General features: G+C 66.5%; 15 protein-coding genes. 5 read left to right on the plus strand and 10 right to left on the minus strand.

Annotated elements, in window-relative coordinates; genetic code table 11:
- Positions 1–15: 15 nt before the first annotated feature.
- The 7 genes from BMY53_RS05320 to BMY53_RS05350 form a co-directional block, all read right to left on the minus strand.
- Positions 16–993, minus strand: coding sequence for a GGDEF domain-containing protein (locus tag BMY53_RS05320; protein WP_255370042.1), 978 nt, complete (start codon positions 991–993; stop codon positions 16–18).
- Positions 994–1,085: 92 nt separating this feature from the next.
- Positions 1,086–7,553, minus strand: coding sequence for a hybrid sensor histidine kinase/response regulator (locus BMY53_RS05325; protein WP_092944390.1), 6,468 nt, complete (start codon positions 7,551–7,553; stop codon positions 1,086–1,088).
- A 77-nt stretch (positions 7,554–7,630) separates the two neighbouring features.
- On the minus strand, positions 7,631–9,901 hold the full coding sequence (locus BMY53_RS05330; RefSeq protein WP_092944392.1) for a methyl-accepting chemotaxis protein: 2,271 nt from the start codon (positions 9,899–9,901) through the stop codon (positions 7,631–7,633).
- Between the two features lie 58 nt (positions 9,902–9,959).
- Positions 9,960–10,478 (minus strand): chemotaxis protein CheW, encoded by a 519-nt coding sequence (locus tag BMY53_RS05335; protein ID WP_092944394.1) that lies wholly within the window; start codon positions 10,476–10,478, stop codon positions 9,960–9,962.
- A gap of 3 nt (positions 10,479–10,481) precedes the next feature.
- Complete coding sequence (locus BMY53_RS05340; protein WP_092944396.1) at positions 10,482–10,847, minus strand: response regulator; 366 nt, start codon at positions 10,845–10,847, stop codon at positions 10,482–10,484.
- A 124-nt stretch (positions 10,848–10,971) separates the two neighbouring features.
- Positions 10,972–11,352 carry a response regulator gene (locus BMY53_RS05345; protein WP_092944398.1) on the minus strand — a complete coding sequence of 127 codons (381 nt, stop codon included), beginning with the start codon at positions 11,350–11,352 and terminating at the stop codon, positions 10,972–10,974.
- Positions 11,353–11,519: 167 nt separating this feature from the next.
- A complete protein-coding gene (locus tag BMY53_RS05350; protein ID WP_092944400.1) occupies positions 11,520–11,711 on the minus strand; it encodes a rubredoxin in 192 nt (63 codons plus the stop codon).
- Between the two features lie 133 nt (positions 11,712–11,844).
- On the opposite strand from BMY53_RS05350, the gene BMY53_RS05355 reads away from it, so the two are divergent.
- The 4 genes from BMY53_RS05355 to BMY53_RS05370 all read left to right on the plus strand — a co-directional run bounded on the left by BMY53_RS05355 (position 11,845) and on the right by BMY53_RS05370 (position 16,735).
- A complete protein-coding gene (locus BMY53_RS05355) occupies positions 11,845–12,810 on the plus strand; it encodes a bifunctional hydroxymethylpyrimidine kinase/phosphomethylpyrimidine kinase (RefSeq protein ID WP_177200728.1) in 966 nt (321 codons plus the stop codon).
- 12 nt (positions 12,811–12,822) lie between these two features.
- Complete coding sequence (gene hemL, locus BMY53_RS05360; RefSeq protein WP_092944404.1) at positions 12,823–14,109, plus strand: glutamate-1-semialdehyde 2,1-aminomutase; 1,287 nt, start codon at positions 12,823–12,825, stop codon at positions 14,107–14,109.
- Between the two features lie 92 nt (positions 14,110–14,201).
- The gene (gene mpl, locus BMY53_RS05365) at positions 14,202–15,575 is read left to right on the plus strand and encodes a UDP-N-acetylmuramate:L-alanyl-gamma-D-glutamyl-meso-diaminopimelate ligase (protein ID WP_092944406.1); all 1,374 of its coding nucleotides are present in this window, start codon (positions 14,202–14,204) and stop codon (positions 15,573–15,575) included.
- Between the two features lie 80 nt (positions 15,576–15,655).
- The gene (locus tag BMY53_RS05370) at positions 15,656–16,735 is read left to right on the plus strand and encodes an AI-2E family transporter (protein WP_092944408.1); all 1,080 of its coding nucleotides are present in this window, start codon (positions 15,656–15,658) and stop codon (positions 16,733–16,735) included.
- A 95-nt stretch (positions 16,736–16,830) separates the two neighbouring features.
- On the opposite strand, the gene BMY53_RS05375 is transcribed toward BMY53_RS05370, so the two are convergent.
- The gene (locus tag BMY53_RS05375; protein ID WP_092944410.1) at positions 16,831–19,572 is read right to left on the minus strand and encodes a zinc-dependent metalloprotease; all 2,742 of its coding nucleotides are present in this window, start codon (positions 19,570–19,572) and stop codon (positions 16,831–16,833) included.
- 138 nt (positions 19,573–19,710) lie between these two features.
- Between BMY53_RS05375 and BMY53_RS05380 the strand changes: the two genes are divergently transcribed.
- A complete protein-coding gene (locus BMY53_RS05380; protein ID WP_092944412.1) occupies positions 19,711–20,325 on the plus strand; it encodes a YqiA/YcfP family alpha/beta fold hydrolase in 615 nt (204 codons plus the stop codon).
- On the opposite strand, the gene BMY53_RS05385 is transcribed toward BMY53_RS05380, so the two are convergent.
- The gene (locus BMY53_RS05385) at positions 20,306–21,397 is read right to left on the minus strand and encodes a transporter (RefSeq protein ID WP_092944414.1); all 1,092 of its coding nucleotides are present in this window, start codon (positions 21,395–21,397) and stop codon (positions 20,306–20,308) included. The genes BMY53_RS05380 and BMY53_RS05385 overlap by 20 nt on opposite strands.
- Entirely contained in the window at positions 21,390–22,280 is an 891-nt protein-coding gene (asd, locus tag BMY53_RS05390; RefSeq protein ID WP_177200729.1) for an archaetidylserine decarboxylase, read from the minus strand. Before asd ends, BMY53_RS05385 begins: the two co-directional genes overlap by 8 nt.
- Between the last annotated feature and the right edge of the window lie 45 nt (positions 22,281–22,325).

Genomic DNA, 22,325 nt, shown 5'->3' on the forward strand with positions numbered 1-22,325 from the left:
TCGGCGGGAGCCGGCTCAGAACAGTTCGACGTCGCTGAGATGGGTCGCTTCGGACATCTGGCCCTGAGCGATCAGCGTGGCGTGGCTCTGCACCTGGTTCCGGCCCGCGCCCTTGGCGTGATAGACAGCCTTGTCAGCGCGCTCAAAAGCACCTGCGGGCGAATCACCTGCACGGATCTGCGTGAAGCCGATGCTCACCGTGATGCGGCCCACCTGCGGGAATGCATAGTGCTCGGTGTTGTGACGGAAGCGTTCGAACGCCTGGGCCGCGTCCTCTTCGTTCTCGCAACGCATCAGCACCACGAACTCCTCGCCACCAAAGCGGTAGAGCAGGTCGTTGAAGCGGAAGGTGCTGCGCATCAGGCGCGAGAGCAGCAGCAGCACTTCGTCACCGATGAGGTGGCCGAAGCGATCGTTGATCGACTTGAAGTGGTCAATGTCCAGCACACCCAGCCAATAGCGCGGATGCACTTCGGCCTGGCGACGTTCGTCCTGTGCGGCGGAGGCCCGCAGCGGCAGTTCGGAAACGGCCTTGAGGAAACTCTCGTCGAAGGTCTTGCGGTTGAGCAGGCCCGTGAGGGTGTCGCGCTCGCTGTAGTCCAGCAGACCCTGGAAGTTGTGATAAATCCGCAGCACGCTGGTGACCAGGCGCTGGGAGGCCGGACGGGGCCGGCTGGCGGTGTGCAGTTCCAGCACACCGATCACGTCGCGTTCAGTGGCCAGCGGGAAGTAGGTCACCCACTGCGAACCTTCCCGGTCCTGGATGACGGCGCGTTCCTTCAAAGACTGAAGACGGCGCGGAACATCGTCCAGGCGGGGCAGCGTGTCGGGATCGACCCACAGCGAATCTGCCGTGGCGACGGTGTCCTCGACACGCAGGCGGGCCCGCGTGAGCCAGCGTTGCTGGCCGGGTTCGCCGACGCAACGGTAGATCGCCACCGAGGCGGGTGTTTCAAGCAGATCCCGCAGGGCCGTGACCAGAGTGACGTCCATGACGTCACGGTCACGAAATCCTGTGAGCTCGGCGAGATGATCAACGACCTGAGGCATGGCGCTGTTTCAATCCACGCCCATACGTCGGGCGTTTACGACACTACCGCCTGACCGGCGAGGTTCTGGGAAGTGTATCGAGCGATGAGGCCCAGAAGGTGCTCTTCGTCGTACGGCTTACCCAAATAGTCATCAACCCCCAATTGCTGCGCATAGTCGCGATGCTTTTGCGCGATACGGGAGGTGATCATGATGACCGGCAGGGCCCGCAGACGGCCGTCCGCACGCAGGTTGCGCACCAGGTCGAACCCGTCCATGCGTGGCATCTCGATGTCGGAGAGCACCACGGCCGGCAGTTCATCACCTGCCAGGCGCTCCATCGCATCCAGACCGTCCTTGGCCAGCAGCACGCGGTAGCCTTCACGCTCCAGCATGCGCTGCGTGACGCGGCGCACCGTGAGCGAATCGTCCACCACCATCACCAGCGGAGGCAGGGGCTCGCGAGGCGTCTCCACCACCACATGGGAGGCCGCCGCACTGTCATGCACGCGCTGTTGCGCAGCATGGCCGTAGCGGTTGGCCAGCGCCACCGGGTTGTAGATCAGCGCCACGTCACCGGAGGCCAGCAGGCTGATACCCGCCAGACCCGGCACCTGCATCAGCTGCGGGCCGAGGTTCTTGACCACGACTTCCTGGTTGCCCAGCACTTCGTCCACGTGCAGCGCCAGGCGCTGCTGCGCGCTGTGCACCAGCACCACGGGCAAGGTCTTGCCCTGGGCCAGGCCACGCTCGCTGTGGTGCATCAGCCCGCCCAGCCAGTAGAAGGGCAGTTGCTCGCCGGCCGCCGTGATGAAGCCATCCTGGTAGGCCTTTTCCACCTGCTCGGCGGTGAGGCGCTGCACGGAGAGCATCAGGCTGGCGGGGACCGCCACCCGACGATCGCCATAGCGCAGCACCACCACCTGCGTCAGCGCCGTGGTGAGCGGAACGCGCAGCTCGAAGCTGGCGCCCTGCCCCGGCGTGGAGTCGGTGATGACATAGCCACCCAGCGTGTTCACTTCGGAACGCACCACGTCCATGCCCACACCACGGCCGGCCATTTCGGTCAGCGATTCGGCGGTGGAGAAGCCCGGCTCATAGATCAGTTCCATGAGCTGCTTGTTGGTCAGCGTCTGGCCGGCCTGGATCAGGCCCTGGCTTTCACCACGGGCGCGGATGCGGTCCAGCGGGAGGCCTGCGCCGTCATCGCTAAAGCGCACCTGGATCTCGTTGCCTTCCTGGTGCAGGCTCAGCGTGATGCGGCCTGTGGGCGTCTTGCCAGCCGCTTCACGGGTGGCTGCCGGCTCAATGCCGTGCACCACGCTGTTGCGCAGCAAGTGCTCGAAGGCACCGGTCAGACGCTCCAGCACGGAACGGTCCAGTTCCACGCCACCGCCACGGACTTCCAGCTGGGCCTGCTTGCCGCTTTCGCGGGCGGCCTGCCGCACCACGCGGTGCAGACGTTCGCCGAGGCTGCTGTCGAACTCCACCATCCGCGTGCGCAGCAGGTCGTCCTGCAGTTCGCGCGTCAGACGGGATTGGCCCGCCAGTTCGTCTTCGCCAGCTGCCACGTTGCGTTGCAGGCCGCGTTGGACGGTGGCCACGTCGTTGACCGACTCGGCCAGCATCCGGGTGAGTTCCTGGAAGCGGGTGTAGCGGTCGAATTCCAGCGGGTCGAAGTCCTTGCCAGTGGCCTGGGCGGCTTCCTGCCGGGCCGCGATACGGGCCTCGGCCTGCAGTTCCAGCTCACGCAGCTGGGTCCGCAGACGCTCCAAGTTGTCGTCCAGGTCGCCCAGCAGGGTGCGCATCTGGCCCAGCTCGGATTCCAGACGGGCGCGACGGATCGCGACTTCGCCGGAGAGTGCGGCCATGCGTTCCAGCAACACACCACGCACACGCACTTGCGCGGCAGGGGCCACCGGGGCGCTTTCCATCGGCTGGCCGAGGTCGGCCACTTCGCTGAAATGCGCCCAGTCGATTTCGATGTCCGCCGGTGCGGTCGGGCTGGCCACCACCGGTGCGGCGGCCGGGACCGGCGCGGCCACGGCCGGCGCAGGGGCCTGCACCGCTGCGGCAACGGGTTCGATCGCGGGAGCGGGGATGGCGTCGGAGCCTTCCACCGGCAGTTCCGCCGGGGCTTGCACCACGGCAGGCACTTCGATGGCTTCGACCACTTCAGGCGTTGCTGGCGCTTCCACCACCGGGGCCGGCGCCGCGACCGGCGCAGGCGCAGGCACGGGAGCTGCCACCGGGGCCGCCATCGGTGCAGGCACCACCGGCGCGGGATTGCGCCAATCGCGTTGCAGGGTCTGGAAGCTGAACTCCAGCGCATCGGCCAGGTCCTGCAGGGCAGTCACCTCGCCGTGGTCGGCCTTGCCGTCCCCGATCAGGCGCTCGATCTGCGATTCCAGGTTGTGCGCCTGTTCACCCAGGCGCATGGCGCCTGCCAGACGGGCACCACCCTTGAAGGTGTGCAGCACCCGCATGCAGGCCGATGCCCGCGAGGAATCCTGCGGCTGGGCCGCCCACTCGCGCAGGCTGGCATGCAGCTGGCGCAGCAGGTCTTCGGCCTCTTCCTCGAAGATCGGCATCAGCTCCGGCTCGATCTGGTCGGGCAGGCTGAAGTCGAAATCGTCGTCGGCCAGAAGGTCGTCGGGCTCATGCGCCACGACCGGCGCCGCAGCGGCCAGATAGGCCGGGGGCACGTGGGCGTCGCTGCTCTGGGCGGCGGTAGACACCTCGTCCAGCGTCATGGCCAGCAGGCCTTCGTCGCTGTCCTGTGCGCCATCGGGCAGCGGCGCGCCCGGCTGGAACAGTTGCAGCTCAGCCAGCAGTTCGGCTTCGACTTCCTTCAGGAAACCGGCGGCGAACTGATGCAGCAGACGGCGGATTTCGTCCGAACCACGTTGGAACAGCGTCGGGTCGGCCACCTCATGGCCTTGGGCACGGCCCAGGGCATGTTCCAGCGCACGGGAGAGCGTGGAGAGGTCATCGAAGCCCACCGTGGCGGCGCTGCCGGCCAGGGCGTGGGCCAGGGGCTCGGCATCCTGCGGCAGGGGCGACTGCGGCAGCAGCGACCATTCGGTCAGTTCCACCTGCAGGCGACGCGAGCGCTCATCCGCCTCATTGAGGAAGATGTTGAACAGCGCAATGCTCAGGCGCAGCGGGCCGATGACCTTGATGCCTTCGTCGCTTTCCTCGGCCAGGGCGTCGTCAGCTTCGGAGGCTTCCACCGACGTGCCACCCACCAGGCTCAGCACCGGGGCGGCATGGTCCACGGTTTCCGGCGCAAACGCCTGCTCGATGATGGGCTCGCCCGCTGGCGGCAGTTCTTCCGCCGTGGGCGCGCTGATCAGCTCGCTGGTCAGGTCCAGTTCCAGATCGATCGGCTCGGCGGCGGGCGCGGCGCCCAGGTCCAGGCCGGACAGGTCCAGCTTGTCCAGGTCGAGCTCGTCGGCGGCTGCCACCGGCAGGCCGTCGTCCAGCGGCACCGGCGCGGTGGCTTCGACTTCGACCGGCGTCACGTCATCAGGCCAGCCTTCCGGCATGTCGAGCGACTGCGTCGGCTCTTCAACAATCGAAGCGACCGGCAGTTCCACCAGTTCCGGAACTTCCACCAGCTCCGGCACTTCGAACGACAGCGGTTGCGCATCGGCGGAAACCGCGGCAGCGGTCAATGCGGGCAGGTCCAGCGCCGCATCGAGTTGCGGCACGTCGCGGGTGAGTTCCGGCACTTCGGAGGGGAAGTCCAGCGACAGATCCAGCGTGGGCTCGTCCACGGCGGTGGGCACCGCCAGCGGCGGCACATCCAGGCCAGGCAGTTCCAGCGCAGGCAGACCGTCCACGGCGGCAGGCGCCGGGGCAGCAGCCAGGGGCGACAGTTCGATCTCGTCCAGCGTCTCGATGGCGCTGGGCAGCTCGGCGACCTCGATGATCTCCGGCACTTCGACCAGTTCCGGCACGTCGGCCGGGACCACCACCGGCGCGGCCACCGGGGCAGCAGCCACGGGGGCCACCACCGGCGCCGCAGCCACGGGCGCGGCCGAGACCTTCAGCGGTTCATAGCGGTTGTTCAGGCGCAGTGCATCGGCAGCGGCACGGAACGGCGCGCTGTGGAAGCCATGCGGGCGCTTCTCGCCAATGGCGGATGCCCAGGCCTGGAAGGCATCCAGCGACTCATTGCTGAGGCGCAGCAGGTCGGCGTCGGCCTGCGGATGTTCAGACAGGCGATGGTTGAAGAGCTGTTCAAAGGCCCAGCCCGCTTCACCAAACTCGTTCAGCCCGACCATGCGGGAACTGCCCTTGAGCGTGTGGAAAGCGCGGCGGACAGTCGTCAGCTCTTCGCGGTTGTTGCTGTCGCGGGCCAGCGTGGCCAACGCATCGCGAGCGGTGGTGACCACCTCGGACACTTCTTCAAGGAAGATTTCCAGCATCTCCTCGTCGACAGCGGCCTCTTCCTGCGGAATCGGGGCGCTTTCGGGCACGGCGGGCGGCGCCACCGGGGCCGAAGCCTCGATGAACTGCTGCAGCGACGTGGCGGCGGAGGTGCTTTCCGGGCCGGCGGTCAGCAGTTGCTGCTGAGCCTGCTGGGCGGCCTGAGCCAGGCCCAGGTCGTCGGCGGCACGGGCTTCCTGCGAGATGCGTTCGAGGTCGCGTGCCAGGTCTTCGGCCGGGCGCTCGCCCTGGGCCACCGCCTGTGCGGTCGCCTGGAGCTGGTCCATCAGCTGCGGGGCGGCAGCCGGCTCCTCGTTGGCCGGTTCCTGCACCGGGTGATGCTCGCTCTCGCGGCCCACCAGGGATTGCAGCAGGCCGGTCGCATCGTCGAAGCGGAACATCCGCTTGGCCAGATGCGGCTGGACACTCAGCATGTCGATCAGGAAACCGAGCGCACCCAGGTTATTGGCCAGGCGGTCGAACTGGGCACGGGAGCCGGGCAACGCCGGGTCCACTTCCGTCTGCGCCAGTTCATCCACCTGGTCACGCATGCGCAGCGCGGCCTGGGCGGCTTGAGACAGCCCCAGCACGCTGAACACACCACGCATGGTCTGCAGTTGGCCCGGGACCGGGATCAACTGGTCGCGCTTGGTGGGGTCGCGGAAATATTCGTCGCACTGGCGCTCGACCTCGGAGAGGCTGGCGCGCAGTTCATGCACCACGGAGCCCAGGGTCTGGCGGTCCGCCACGCGGCGGTACAGCTCTTCCATCCAGGCTTCGAGCGGCTCGGGCGGCTGGCCGTGAGCCACCGCTTCGATGCGGCGCGACAGGCTGCTCACCCGTTCGGCCTGCTCGGGCTGGTCGAAGGCCTCGTCCTCGAGGGCCGCTTCCAGATAGAGCATCGCCGTGGCGATTTCCATGGCCAGCGTGGGTTCGGGCGGACGGCCCGAACGCAGCGTCGTCACGACGGCACGGCGCAGGGTGTCGCCCAGCACATCCCCGTTGGGGAAGAGCTTGGTCAGCGACTCCGCCACACCGGCGAATTGTTCGTCCAGGCCACCGAGGCGGTGGGTCTCGCCTTCAGCGGCAGAGCCCCACGATTCCTTGGCGGTGGCCACCCGGCGCTTGGCCGCCTGCACCCAGGTCGGGTCGATCTTGCCCAGGGTGTCGTCGCGGTAATCCACGACCGGCGCTTCCACCAGGCCATAGGCCACCTGCACCGCCTCCAGGCGGGGGGCGGTACCGGCGGCCGGGTGCTTGGCAGCGGCGGCGAAGAACAGCAGGTCCTTGGCCAGACGTTCGGACGGCGCGGCATCACGGCCGGCGCGCAGTTGCGCCAGCAGGCGCGAGCCCAGACGCTTGACCAGCGTGTCCACCGGCAACAGTCCGCGGGACTGCGCTTCGAACTGGGCCGAGGCCAGCATCCACAAAGTGCGACCATGCGGCTGGGTCTGCGTGAGGGCCAGGCCGGCGCACAGGTCGCTCAGCAACTGGCCCTGGCCCGGGGCGGGGGCACGCATCTGCTTGAGCAGCAGCGCCTCGAAGGGCGCACGCATCTGCTCCGGCGTCAGGGCACGCACCGCCTTGTCGGCCGGCAGGTCACGCCAGCGGAACTCCTGCGTCCACAGGTCGGCCGGGTGAATACGGCCCGCGCCGTTGAGTTCCTGCAAGGTCTGGTAGGCCGGGAACAGCGCCAGCGAGCTGGGCTGGCCGCCGGCCAGGGTCTTGGCGATAAAGGCCAGGACGGCAAAGTCGGCCCGCTCGACCGCCTCCACCTCCGCCACCGACACCGTCGCCGGGTTTTCGGCCAGGCGGAACAGGGTGGCCTCGGCGGCACGCAGCAACTGCGCCGCCGCCGGCAGGCTGACCACCGACAGCACGCCGGCTGCCTGGTGCATTTGTTGGGCTGCTCCCTGCAGCGCCGGGCTGGGCTGGCCTTCGCCGCCCAGGGTGGTAGCGCGCGCGTCGGTATCGCGGAGCACACGGCGCATGGCCTTGTGCACCGATTCCAGCGTGCGACGCAGTTCCTCCTGGACCCAGGCCAAGGGGCTCAAGTCTGCGGGGAACTCGGATTCGCGCGAAAGGTCCATGCTCGCTCTTTATTGTCGCTTTGTTGTGGTGGGCGCTGTGGTGGCCGTGATCCCTGTGTGGCGATGGCCGCTCAGGGTCAGTTGACCACCTTGAATCGCGCCACCGACTGCTTCAGCGCTTCAGCCGACCGTGACAGTTCATGCACCATCTGGGCCGTGGAACGCGTACCTTCGGAGGTCTGCTCGGTCACCGCGAAGATGTGCTGGATGTTCGCACCGACTTCGTTGGCTGCGCGGGCTTCGTTCTGGGTAACGTTGGTAATTTCACCAATCAGTTCGTCCAGGCGACGAGACACCGAGTCAATGTCTTCCAGCGCGCGACCGGCCGCATCGGACAGCTTGGTACCTTCCACCACACCCAGCGTGGAGCGTTCCATAGCGGCCACGGCGTCGTGCGTGTCAGTCTGAATGGTCTTCACCAGCGCGGCAATCCGGCGTGTCGCGTCAGCGGAACGTTCCGCCAGACGCTGCACTTCTTCCGCCACCACCGAGAAGCCGCGGCCGGCTTCACCGGCGGACGCTGCCTGGATGGCCGCGTTCAGCGCCAGCACGTTCGTCTGCTCGGTAATGTCCGAGATCAGCTCCGTGATCTCGCCAATTTCCTGCGACGACTCGCCCAGACGCTTGATCCGCTTGGAGGTTTCCTGGATCTGGTCACGAATCTGGTTCATACCGCCGATGTTGTTCTGCATGGCCTGCAGACCCTGTTCAGCGGCTTGACGGGATTGGCGGGCCACGTCGGCAGTGGACTGCGCCTGCGCGGACACGTCGTTGATTCGGTGCGCCATCTGCAGCACGGCCTCACCAGTGGCACGAATCTCGTGCAGCTGTTCGGTCGAAGCGGCCAGCAGCTCGGTGGACGTCTGGTCGACCTGAGCGGTCGTGTCCGTCACCCGTACGGCCGTGGTTTGCACTTGGTGCACCAGGCTGCGCAGTTCTTCCACGGTGTAGTTCACCGAGTCGGCGATCGCGCCCGTGATGTCTTCCGTCACCGTGGCCTGGTGGGTCAAGTCACCTTCAGCCACCGTCTGCAGTTCGTTCATCAGACGCAGAATGGCGGCCTGGTTGGCGTCATTGACGCGCTTGGCTTCCTGCTCCTGGGCTTCCGCTTCGCGACGCTGTTCGTCGGCGAGCTGGGCACGACGGGCCTGGTCGTTCACGTACAGACGCAGGAACCCGACCGAACCGGCCACCAGGGCCACCAGCGACAGCACCATGCCGATCAGCAGCAGCGGGTTCAGGCCACCAGCAGAAGCCAGGCCGTTGGACAGCTCGCCCAGGTCCTTACGCAGCACTTCGCTGTCGTTCAGGATGGCGGTCTGCGCTTCCCGCGAGGACACCAGGCCTTGCAGGTTGGACAGAATGGCGGTCGCCTGGGTACGGGTCTGGTCGTACTGGCCCAGCAGCACCTTCAGGCGCTCACGCACCTGCGGGTCCTTGGCACCGTTCAGGCGCAGTTCGGGGTTGCCGTCCAGCAGGGCCTGGGCGATTTCCCGGAAGGCGTTCAAGTCCTTGCCCAGCAGGAACACGGCCTCGGGGCTCACGCCGTCCTGGGTCAGGAATTCGTTGGCGGACTTGCCGATACGCTGGGTCAGCATCACCAGCTGGCCCACCGCGGCCACTTCACCGGTGGAGGCATTGCCCTGGATGGACAGCGAGGCCACGGCCTCGGCGCTTTCCAGCAGGTCGGACGACTGGCGGTTAATGGCGCGCAGCGCGGCACCCACCTGCGTCAGCACCTTTTCCTGGGCCAGCATCACCTTGGTGTTCTTGTCGGCGCGCTCCACCATGGGGGCGATCTTGTCGAGCAGCGGCTTGACCGAGCCCGGGGCTTCGGACAGCGTGTCGGAGCCTTCACGCAGGCCGGCGATCACGCTCGTCAGCACCTGCGAGCTTTCCTTCATTTCGGGGAAGGCGTTCTTGTTGCCCAGCAGGGCCGTCGAGACCGCCTTGGCCAGACGCTGCGATTCCGTCATCGCCTGACCGGCGCCGGCCACCTGGTCGGCGGCGCGGTTGGAGCCCACCAGGCTCAAGGTCACGGTCAGCACGGTGCCGACCAGACCGGCCGCCACCAGGGCGGTCAGCAAGCCGGTACGACGCGGCGCCTGCGGGGGCAGCTTGGGCATCGGGCTGGACGGCTTTTCCGTGGCCGAAGCGGTCGGCTGGAAGCCGGCGCCCGTGTCCTGGAACTCGGCAGTGGGCTGCGCCGTGGTGATGATCGAGGGCTGGAAGTCCTGCGATTCATCAGCGCCCGAGGTGGCCTCGGTCGTCGGGCCGGTGTCGTCGATATCGACGTCCGCCTTGCCCTCGTTTTTGCCCTTGTTCTTGATTTTGTCCAGGAAGCTCATCACACCCTCGTTTGGTCTCGTTTCGTCGAAGCTGGCCCGGTCAGGCCGCCTTGAGGCATCAGTTCAAAACAATGCGCAGGAATTGGGGATGCAGGATCAATGCATCCAGGTCCAGCACCTGCCAGCGTCGACCTTGTCCGTCACGCATGCGCGTGGGGGCGAAGTCGGGATGGCCGGCCGTATCCGGCTCGGCCTGAAGCTGTTCGTCGCCGCGCAGGCCGAGGAGCTGGTCCACCAGCAGCGCGCAGTTGATACCCAGCTCCGGGTTGATCGACACCAACCGATGGGCAGGCGTCAGTGAAGTGGCGCCCCGCAGGCCCAGGAAGGCCGACAGGTCCACCACCGTATGCAAGCCGCCCCGCAGGTTGGCCACGCCCAGCATCCACGGCTGGGTGTAGGGCACCTGCTGCAGCGGCACAGGGGTAAAGATTTCGCCGGACTGTTTCAGGGGCAGCAGCAAGCCCAGGCCGGCGCATTCGACGGCCAGCCAATTGGCGGCTTGCGGCGCTTCACGCGCCGCCTGCATCCGTTGCGCCAGACGTTGCTGGAGATCGCGCAGGGCTTGCTTGTTGGCCATAGGTCAGCCCAATGCCTTGATCTTGGCGATCAGTTCGTCGGCCTTGACCGGCTTGACGACATAGTCGCGCGCACCTTGACGCATGCCCCAGACCTTGTCGGTTTCCTGGTTCTTGCTGGTGCAGATGACCACCGGCACGTCGGCATAACGCTCGTCACGGGTGATGGCGCGGGTCAGCTGGAAGCCGTTCTGGCCGGGCATGACCACGTCCATCAGGATCAGGTCGGGCTTTTCCTCTTCCAGGCGCTTCATGGCCTCTTCGCCGTTTTCGGCGGTGCGGACGGTATACCCGCGCTTGGTCAGCAACTCGGTGAGGTGGTGCAGCTCGGTCTTCGAATCATCGACGACCAGGATTTTTTGGATGGACATGAATGCTCCCAGGTAACGCGGCCAGACTTCGGCCGCGATGGCCTTTTGTCGGGGATGATGAGATTGACAGGAAACTCGGAAGATCAAACGCCGCGAAGTCGCGGCGGTGTGATGTTGTTGACGTTCAGGCCTCGCGCCTGTGTTGCTGTACCGCCTGTAGCAACTGGTCCTTAGTGAACGGTTTGGTCAGATAGTCCTGCGAGCCCACCATCCGGCCGCGGGCCTTGTCGAACAGGCCGTCCTTGGAGGACAGCATGATCACGGGCACCGACGCGAACTGCGGGTTGCGCTTGATGATGGCGCAGGTCTGGTAACCGTCCAGGCGAGGCATGAGGATGTCGCAGAACACGAGGTCAGGCTGGTAGTCGCTCAGCTTGGCGAGGGCGTCGAAGCCATCCTCCGCCAGCACCACCTGATGCCCGCCCTGCTTCAGAAAGATTTCTGCGCTTCGGCGGATGGTGTTGCTGTCGTCGATGACCAGCACCTTGGTGGCCTTGGATTCCAAGCTGTTCTCCGTAAATGTCAGACCAGGGTCGTCAGTGTTGTTGCGAATCGGGGCCGGGCGAAATTCGAACGGACAGGTTCCGTGATCCGTTCCGCACTCGGCACCGCTTTGTGTCAGTCTGGCGGGCGAGCTTCAGGGGGCTGAGGCCTCCCCGAGCTCGAATCCGCTCAGATCTGGACCATTTCGAAGTCTTCCTTGCGGGCACCGCACTCCGGGCAGGTCCAGTTCATGTTCACATCTTCCCAACGCGTGCCGGCGGCGATACCGTGCTCGGGGTCTCCCGCGGCCTCGTCATAAATCCAGCCACAGATCAGGCACATCCAGGTCCTTGCTTCGCTCACGATGGGTTGACTTTGCATCACTACAATGATCGAAAGATTGTAGCCAAGCCCCCTGGGTATCCCGGAGGGCAGAAGTACCGATGAAACAACAGTTAAAAGCGGTCCTTCGTCACATTTCGCGCATCAGTTCACGGCTTCCCGCCGACCATCCATGAGCCGTCAAGACCCATCTCCCCAAGATCCCGACCAGCCTGGCGCCCAACCCGGTGAGGAACAGGAATCTCCGCCGCCGGCGTGCGTCATGAGCTTCAACGCGAGTGACCCCAGTGGTGCCGGCGGCAGCGCGGGCGACGTGGCCACCATTGCGGCCATGGGCGCCCACGCCCTGCCGGTGGTGACCGCTATTGTGATGCGCGACACCGCCGAAGTGTTCGACCACCAGACACTGGACGGCGACTGCATCGTCGAGCAGGCCCGCTCCATCCTGGAGGATGTGCCCGTGGCCGCCTGGAAGGTGGGGTTCCTGGGCAGCGCCGAGGGCATCTCCTCGGTGGCCGAGGTGCTGTCCGACTATCCGGACGTGCCGCTGGTGGCCTATCTGCCCAGCATTGCCTGGCTGGACGAAGAGCAGCAGCAGAGCTACCTGGATGCCTTCCGGGAACTGGTGCTGCCCCAGACCCTGGTGCTGGTGGGGAATCACAAGACCTTGAGCGACTGCCTGCTGCCTGACTGGGACGCGGACCGTCCGGCCTCACCCCGCGAACTCGCGGTGGCCGCCCACCAGCACGGTGCGGCGCATGTGCTGGTGACCGGTATCAGCCTGCCCAACCAGCACCTGGACAACGTGCTGGCGGGCCCGCAGGGCGCCATCACTGGCGAGAAGTTCGAACGTTTTGAAGCCAGCTTCGTCGGCGCTGGCGACACGCTGTCGGCGGCGTTGGCCGCCCTGCTGTCGGTAGGGTCCGAGCCGCATGACGCGGTCGGCGAGGCGCTGGCCTTCCTGGACCAGGCACTGGAAGCGGGCTTCAGGCCCGGCATGGGCAACGTGGTGCCAGACCGCTTCTTCTGGGCCCTGCCGCCCGGCGAAGAAGGCGAACCTGGCGAGGGCGAGCCCGTCGCCGCAGAAGAGCCCCACATCGAAGAGCCGCCCAGCCGCGGCCCCCGTCGTATCCACTGATTTCCCGCCATCATGAGCCAGAACGATTCCCTCTTCGAACGCGCCCAGCGTGTCATCCCCGGCGGCGTGAATTCGCCTGTGCGGGCCTTCCGTGCCGTGGGTGGCACGCCCCGCTTCATCGCCCGGGGCGAAGGCGCCTACATCGTTGATGCAGACGGCAAGCGCTATATCGACTACATCGGCTCCTGGGGTCCGATGATCCTGGGCCACGGCCATCCGGCCGTGATCGAGGCGGTGCAGCGTGCCGTCACCGAAGGCCTGTCCTTCGGCGCCCCGACGGAGCGCGAGGTCGAACTGGCCGAGGAAATCCTGCAACTGGTGCCCAGCTGCGAACAAATTCGCTTGGTGAGCTCCGGCACGGAAGCCACCATGAGCGCCATCCGGCTGGCGCGCGGCGCCACTGGCCGCAACAAGTTCATTAAATTTGAAGGCTGCTACCACGGCCACACCGATGCGCTGCTGGTCAAGGCCGGCTCCGGGCTGGCCACCTTCGGCCACCCCACCAGCGCCGGCGTGCCTGAGGCGACCGCCCAGCACACCCTGGTGCTGGAGTACAACAACGTGGCGCAGCTGGAGGAGGCCTTTGCCCTGCACGGCAAGGACCTGTCCTCGGTCATCGTTGAACCGATCGCGGGCAACATGAACTTCATGCGCGCCAGCGTGCCCTTCATGACCCGGCTGCGCGAGCTCTGCAGCGAACACGGTGCCCTGCTGATCCTGGACGAAGTCATGACCGGCTTCCGCGTGGGTCTGCGCAGCGCGCAGGGGCACTATGCCGACCTGATCCCCGGGTTCAAGCCGGACATCAGCGTCTTCGGCAAGGTGATCGGCGGCGGCATGCCGCTGGCGGCCTTCGGTGCCAGCCGCGACATCATGAAGCACCTGGCACCGCTGGGTGGCGTCTATCAGGCCGGCACCCTGTCGGGCAACCCCGTGGCCACGGCCTGCGGTCTGGCCACGCTGCGCGAGATCCGCAAGCCGGGCTTCTTCGAGGCCCTCTCGGCCCGCACCCAGCGCCTGGTGAAGGGCCTCGCGGCCGTGGCCGCCGACAACGGCGTCCCTTTCAGCACGGACAGTGAAGGCGGCATGTTCGGCTTCTTCCTGCTGCCCAGCCTGCCGCACAACTACACCGAGGTCATGCGCACCGACAAGGAGCGTTTCAACCGCTTCTTCCACGGCATGCTCGAAGCCGGGGTGTACCTGGCACCGGCCCTGTACGAGGCGGGCTTCGTCTCTAGCGCCCACACGGACGCCGACATCGACCAGACCCTGGCCGCTGCGCGCGAAGCGCTGCGCTAGGCAAAGACCGCGCCGGACCTGTCGCCAAGCACCAACCGTGAGACAGGTATTACTCTTGCTTACCCTTTGGTACAGCAGCTGAAGCACGAACCATGCATATCCATATCCTGGGCATTTGCGGCACGTTCATGGGGGGCCTGGCCGCCCTGGCGCGCGAGGCCGGCCACCGCGTGACCGGTTGCGACGCCAACGTGTATCCGCCGATGTCCACCCAGCTGGAAGCACTGGGCATTGAGCTGATCGAGGGTTTTGGCGCGGACCAACTGGCGCTGAAGCCCGACCTGTTCGTGGTGGGCAATGTGGTGACACGCTCCTCCGAGGGGCGGTTCCCGCTGATGGAGGCCATCCTCGACGCCGGGCTGCCCTACACCAGCGGCCCGCAGTGGCTGGCCGAGCACGTGCTGCAAGGGCGCCATGTGCTGGCGGTGGCCGGTACCCATGGCAAGACTTCCACCAGCTCCATGCTGGCCTGGATCCTGGAGGCCGCCGGGCTGGCCCCGGGCTTCCTGATCGGTGGTGTACCCCAGAACTTCGGCGTCTCGGCGCGGCTGGGGGCGGCGGACAAGGACCGCTTCTTCGTGATTGAAGCGGACGAGTACGACACCGCCTTCTTCGACAAGCGTAGCAAGTTCGTGCATTACCGGCCGCGCACCGCCGTGCTCAATAACCTGGAGCACGACCACGCAGACATCTTCCCGGACCTGGCAGCCATCGAGACCCAGTTCCATCATCTGGTGCGCACGGTGCCGCCGTCGGGGCGGCTGGTCGTGAACGCCCGTGAGGAGGCCCTGCAACGGGTGCTCGCACGCGGCTGCTGGAGCGAAGTGCAGCGCTTTGGTGCCCGCAAGGAAGAGCCCGGCGCATTGCGGGCCCGCGGCGAGCCGACCTCCTTCGACGTGCTGCGCGGCAGCCTGAAGGTGGGCCACGTGAGCTGGGAGCTGCTGGGCGAGCACAACCAGCTCAATGCCCTGGCGGCCATCGCGGCAGCCGAACATGTGGGCGTGGACCCGGAAGTGGCCGCCACGGCACTGGGTGGGTTCAAGAGCGTGCGTCGGCGCCTGGAACTGCGCGGGGAGGTCCGTGGCATCAAGGTCTATGACGACTTTGCCCACCACCCCACCGCCATCCACACCACCATCGACGGCCTGCGCCGTCGCATTGCCCCGGCGGAGCGCATCCTGGCCATCTTCGAGCCGCGTTCCAACACCATGAAGCTGGGCACCATGAAGGCACAACTGCCTTGGGCACTGGAAGAGGCGGACCTGAGCTTCTGCAACCAGGACGGCCTGACCTGGGACGCCAGGGAAGCCCTGGCGCCACTGGGCGAGCAGGGCGTGGTGGGCGCCAACGTGGACGCGCTGGTGAAGCTGATCAAGGCGGTGGCCAAGCCTGGCGACCATCTGCTGTGCATGAGCAACGGTGGTTTCGGCGGCATCCACGAGAAGCTGCTGGCGGCACTGGCGTAGCGCTGAAGTAAGCTCGCGTCCGCCGCACCCACCGTTGGGCGCGGCGCACAACCATCCTTTGATCGAGGAGCACAGACAAGATGAGCCTTTCCGGCAAGCAGGTTCCGGCGTTGCAGAACCGTTCCTTCCTCTGTCTGTTGACACTGGTCACCGTGGGGTTCGGCTGGATCCTGTGGCCCATGCTGGGCGCCATCCTCTGGGGGGTGGCGCTGGCCATCGTGTTCCGGCCGCTGTACCTGCGCCTGCTGCGCAAGGTGAAGCGGCCCAACGTGGCGGGGGTGCTGACCATCCTCATCATCATGCTGCTGGTGGTGCTGCCCATGGTCTACGTGACCGCCGCGCTGGTGCGCGAAGCCACGGTACTCTTTGAGCTCTTCAAGTCCGGCCGTTTTGATTTCCACACCTACGTGCAGCAGGTGTATGCCGCCACGCCGCGCTGGATGATGGATGTGCTGGAGCGGCTGGGGCTGCAGAACCTGAGCAGCCTGCAGGACCGCCTGGGTGCTGCGCTCAACCAGATCAGCCAGTTCGTGGCGACCAAGGCCCTGGGGTTCGGGCAGGACACTTTTGACTTCGTGGTCAGCTTCTTCGTGATGCTGTATCTGCTCTTCTTCCTGATGCGCGATGGTGAGCAACTGTCCAAGCGCATCCGCGATGCCTTGCCGCTGCAGGACGCCTACAAGCGCCAGTTGGGCGACAAGTTCCGCACGGTGATCCGCGCCACGGTCAAGGGCAACATCGTGGTGGCGGCGCTCCAGGGCGCGCTGGGCGGCCTCGCCTTCTGGGTGCTCGGCATCCATGCGCCGGTGCTGTGGGCGGTGCTGATGGGCTTTCTTTCGTTGCTGCCTGCGGTGGGCGCGGCACTGGTGTGGGCACCGGTGGCCATCTATCTGCTGGCGGCCGGTTCGGTAGGCGCTGGCGTTGGCCTCATCCTGTACGGCACGCTGGTGATCGGGCTGGTGGACAACGTGCTGCGACCGTTGCTGGTGGGCAAGGACACCAAGATGCCGGACTACGTGGTGCTGATGACCACCATCGGCGGCATGGCCGTGTTCGGCATCAACGGCTTCGTCATCGGCCCGCTGATCGCCGCCATGTTCATCGCGGTGTGGGACATCGTGGCGGCGGAGCGGCGGTATCCGGACGATAGAACGGGCTGAGCCCGGGCCACGGCCCAACCACTGCTTCGGGCGTGAGCAAAAACAAAAAGGACCGGCATCGCTGCCGGCCCTTGCTTCATGCCGCGTCGGCCTGATCAGGTCCGCGTCATTGTTGCCTTCAGCACCGTGCTGAGCATGTCCAGGCTTTCGGCGATGTGGGCCCGGGTCTCGACCGACTGACCACCCTTGGCCTGGGCGGCTCGCAGGTCACCCTGCAGTTGTGTCGCATGCAGGCGCAGCATGGCGTAGGCATCGGCAAACTGACCGGTGGCCGCACTGCCGCGCGTCAGGTTGGCTTGCAGCCGGCGCAGGTACTCGCGCTGCAGGTTGCGACGCAGTCGGTCGATCTCGGCACCCGTCTTCAGTTCGCTAAAGATGGACGACTGCAGCGTGCCATACACCTCATTGAGCGAGATGATGCCCTTGCGCTCCGACGCCGGCACAAAGTTGGGCAGCTCCATCAGGCGGATGGCCGTGCTGGCGTTCAGCAGGCGGTCCAGCGCCACCAGTTGCACCCGCGACACCGCCGCCGGGATGCTCACCCACTCCGGCCGCGCGAACTCGACATAGTCCGCCGTCAACGAGGTCAGGAACTCCGGCTTGAACCGGAAGCTGTCCGCACTGAACAGCCCCGTGGCCAGGAAGCGCAGAGCCTCGCGCTGCTTGGCCGGCTCCACCGGCTTCAGCGTCGGATGCCCCGAGCCCGGCACGTCACGCATCGTGTACATGCCCCCCACATACTTGCCCACCAGCTCCGACGAACGCGCCAGCTGCGTGAAGCCATTGATCAGCGACCGGCGCTGACGCAGCGGATCCTCACCCGCCACCGGCTGACGGTTCTGCACCCGGTTCCACAGCTCCTGCGAGAGCTTCAAACGCTTCTTGTAATAGGCCAGCGGGTCGTCCCCGAGGTCAAAGCGGTTGATCATCGGGTCCATGCCGTCGTACGGGCCGAAACCCCCAGCATCGGTGTCATCGGCATACGCATGGCCGGGCTCCACATTGCGCGCGGCAATGCGCTTGAGCTCACCGTCTTCCTGGTCCTTGGGCAGTTGCTTGTAGGCGTACTCGATGGCCCAGTAGTCGTAGGCACCCAGCGTGGTGTTGTTGTAGGTGGTCGTCGCCTCGCCTTCCAGCGGAATGTTGTAGGCGTTGTAGTCCATCACCGAGCCGGAAATGCCGTGGGCATCGGTGTAGCCCTTGTCCTTGAGCTGCGCCTGCGTAACGGTGGTGGAGGCCTTGAAGTTGTGCTTCAGGCCCAGGGTATGACCCACCTCGTGCATCACCACATCCTTGATGCGGGCCTGCACAAAGGCGTCGGCCTCGGGACTCTCCGGGTCGATGTCGCCCCGTGCTTCGAGGATGTCCAGCGCGAAGTTCATCTCCGACGCTGCGTCGGTGGCGTAGGTGCAATAACTCGCATTGCGGCCCTCGCGCCAGCCCTGGTTCATCTGCGCCAGCGCAGCCTCCTCTTCACCAAAGCTGGTGAGGCGCGGGGTGTCCTCGCTGATGAAGGCGCGGCCACCGCGGGCAAAGACATCGCTCATGCCGATATCGGCATCCAGGATTTCACCGGTGCGCGGGTCCACATGGCTGGGGCCGATGGCAAAACCGACGTCCGCCCCCACGAACCAGCGAACGGAGGCGTGTTCGGCATCCATGTTGTCCCAGTCCGCGTCATCCGGCTGCTGCTTGGCCACCACCGCGTTCTTGAAGCCGATCTTCTCGAAGGCCTTGTTCCATTCCAGGATGCCGGCTTCCACCGCCGGGCGGTACTTGGGCGGAATGTTCTTGTCCATCCAGTAGACGATGGGCTGCACCGGTTCGGACAGTGCCGCGTCCGGGTCCTTCTTCTCCAGGCGCCAGCGGTTGATGTAGTGCACCCGTGGGTTGGCCTTGACGTCGTCGCTCAGGTCGGTGAACGACTCGGTGAAGTGGCCCAGGCGGCCGTCGGCGCGGCGCGTGTTCATCGCCGCTTCCGGCAGGGCGCGGAAGTTGTAGACAAAGCCCATGAACATCGAACGCGGGTCCGGCGTCACCATCGGCGGCGGTGGCACCGGCACCGGCAGGGCCACCAGCGGCGGGGCCGGAATACGTGGGGTGAAGTAGTGGACCCGCGCACTCAGGGTGCTGAGCGTGTCATCCGCCCGGGTGGTCTCGAAGAAGGAATTGCCCCGGTCCACCGCGTACGGCAGACGGAAGGCCGCCTCCATGCGGGTGCTCATGCCCGGGATGTCGGTCAGGAGGATGCCGGCATCCACCAGGAAGGACTTGCGCTCCGGATGGTCCGCACTGGCCACCGGGCCGGCAGCCAGCAGGCTGGGCGAAAACGCCTCTTCAGCCGCACGCTTGCCACCGCCTTCGGCGCGGAAGCGGGTGTTGAGCGCCACCAGTTGGATGTTGTTGCCCACCCGGCGCCATTCAGCCATCACGTCAGGACCCATCTGGCTGGCATAGAAGCCGCGTTCACCAATGGAGCTGGAGATGTTGATGGTGAACAGGAATGGCTTGTTCAGCATCGCCCGGGGAATTTCCAGCCAGACCTTCTCGTCCTTGCGCAGGATCGGGAAGAGACCGTCCTGACGCTTGGTGTCACGGGACACCTCGGCGAACGGCTTGGGGGCGGTCGGGTCGGCCGGGGGGCGGGCGGCCATCGGGGGGGTGGCGCCCGGCGAGCCTGGCGCACCAGAGGCGGCAGTGGATGGTGCCGAGGCGGCGGCGGCAGCAGCCGCCGCTGGCGCCGCAGCACCACCGGCCGTCGGCGGCGTGGCGCAGGCGCACAGCAGCAGGGAAGCCACAGCAATGGCGGACAGCTTGATCGAATCCGTGGAGGTCATAGGGCGGATCGTTGAAGTGAGCGCGACGGGTGGCGACGGCTGCCGGCCGCGTGCAGGTTGAGAAAAGACAGCCGCACCATACCGCACCGCAAGCCCAGTGACGGAAGTGATTCAGGGCCCACCCCTACACTCGCGGCCATGACTGCGTTTTCTCCCGCCCGCCGCACCCATCTGCTGTATCTGCACGGCTTCCGTTCCTCGCCGCGTTCCGCCAAGGCGCAACGGATGGCGCGCTGGGTGGCAGCGCACCGGCCGGACCTGGTTCTTGCCAGCCCGCAGCTCCCGCCGTCACCCCTTGACGCAGTGGCGCTGGTGAATGAGTTGGTGCAGGACTGGCCGCGGGACACGATGGCCATCATGGGCAGTTCGCTGGGCGGCTTCTACGCCACCCACCTGGCCGAGCGCACCGGTGCCCGCACGGCGCTGATCAACCCGGCCGTGGACCCGGCGCGGGACCTGGCCGACTACATCGGTGAACAGACCTGCTGGCAGAACCCGGACGAGCATTTCTACTTCCGGCCAGAGTTCGTCGGGGAACTGCGCGCGCTGGAGGTGGGGCCCCTCACCCATCCGGACCGCGTCATGGCGGTCATTGCCAAGGGCGACGAGGTGCTGGACTGGGAAGAGATGGTGGGCCGTTATCCCGGCAGCGAGATCCGCCTGCTGGAAGGCGGTGACCATGCGCTGTCCGATTTCGATGACCACCTGGAGGCCCTGACCGCCTTCCTGGGGCTCAGCGCGAAGGCTTCCTGACCGCCCAGACCAGCAAGCCGGTCACCACGACCGTCAGCACCACGATCAGGCTGACCACCACGACAAAACCGTGCGGATGGTCCAGGAAGGGCAAGCCGCCGACGTTCATGCCGAACAACCCCGAGATCAGGTTGATCGGCAGGGCCAGCACCGTGACCATGGTCAGCAGGTACAGGGTGCGGTTGTTTTCCTGAGCCACCCGGGCGGCTGTTTCGTCCTGCACCGCGCGGATGCGCTCCTGCAATGCCTGAATATCGCGCAGCACCAGGGAGAACTCTTCACTGGCCTGCTGCAACTGCTGCTTGTCCGACTCCGCCACCCAGGCGGGCGGGTTGGACAGCATGCGCAGCAAGGCACTGGGCTCCGGCGCCAGCAGCCGCTGCAGGCGCACCATCAGGCGGCGCAACTGGGCCACCTCGCTGTCGGCACCGGGCCGGCGACCGGCCAGCAGGGCATCTTCGATATCGTCCACCCGCTCCGTGGCCTGGCGGACGATGCGCTGCAGTTCATCGGCCTGGTCCCGCAGCAGGTGGTCCAGCAGGCCCAGGCTGGAATGGGGCCGCTCCCCGCGCTTGACCGCCATGCGCAAGCGGTCCACCGAGCGCAACGGCGAACGGCGTGCGCTCAGAACCAGATGCTGGCTGACCTGCATCCACAGCGTGGACACATCGCCCACGTCAAAGGCGAAGTCGAACGTGACGTCGTTCAGCACCGCGAAGAGCTGGTCGCCATCGCGCTCGATGCGGGAAGACCGTGAACCGGCCTGTTGCGCCTCGACAAAGCTGTCCGCCAGCGCCGCATGCTTGGCCAGCCAGGGCAAGGCCCCGGAATGGCTGAGGTTGAAATGCAGCCAGACGAAGCCACCCTCGGGCTGCTCCAGCCGCACCTGCGCTTCTGCCAGCGTGGGCAGGGCTTGCGTCTCTCGCTCGGGGTGGATCCAGAAGCCGCAGATCAGGCCTTGCTGGTCGCTGCCATAGGAAGACACCTGCGGCGCCAGCGATACCGGCGGCCTTCCCGCCGGGGCGGGGTCCGGTGAATGGCCAGGCAGCGATTCGGAAACAGGATCAGGCATCAGCACAAGGGGGTCCGGGCAGCCGCGCAATCGCCTGCCCCATGCGCAGCCGCTGGCCGGTGGTCAGGCCGGGCGTCAGATCGACGCCCGGGGGCAGGAACACGATGATCGTCGAGCCCTGTTCGAACCAGCCCATTTCCTCGCCACGTGTATGCGAATGGCGACACTCGAAGTGATGCGGGCCGGCCCGGTCTGGCCGCAAGGTCAGGTCGAGCGCATGCAAGCGCAGGCTGGCCACCAGGATGGCCGCCACCGGTACCAGCGCCATGGGGGTGCCGTCCGGCAGCCGCGCCTCCACCGCCGCCCGCACATTCCGGCAGAACAGCCGCTCCACCCGTTTGAGGGCAATCGGATTGACGTTCCAGGTATCACCGGCGATGTGGGTCACCCGCTCGATGGTCAGGTCCGCCGGGGCATGGAAGCGGTGGTACATGGCCGAGGTGAGCCGCAGCGTGAGAAAACTGCCGTTCAGATAGGGCGCCGCCCGCTGGGCGTCCCCGAACAGGTCGGCGATGCCATAGGCCATGCCCTTGGCCTGCAAGGCCATGCCGCGATGCACCGGACCGAAGGCGCCGACGATGGCATCACAGGGGCTGACCAGGGCGCCCGGCGCCGTCTCCACCGGCCGTGCCCCCGCGCGCAGCCGCCGGGTGAACACCTCCCGCAATGAACGGTAATGACGCGGCTCGGCCTCGTCCAGATCCAGCTCGGTGAACAGGCGCCACACCGCCACCGAGATGCGGGTCAGCAGTGGGCTGTCGATGCGGCTGTACCAGCCCATGAAACGCGTCAGCGCCAGGCGGGGTACGCGATTGGTGAGCAGAAAGTTCAGGTCTTCCTGCTGGGTGAGCCTGTCACGCCAGCGCGCCAGTTTCATAGACATGTCAATTGCGTCGGGTACGGTCGCCCGTAATTTGCCAACCCTGTG

Origin of the sequence: Roseateles sp. YR242 (assembly GCF_900109745.1) — a bacterium.
GTDB lineage: Bacteria > Pseudomonadota > Gammaproteobacteria > Burkholderiales > Burkholderiaceae_C > Roseateles.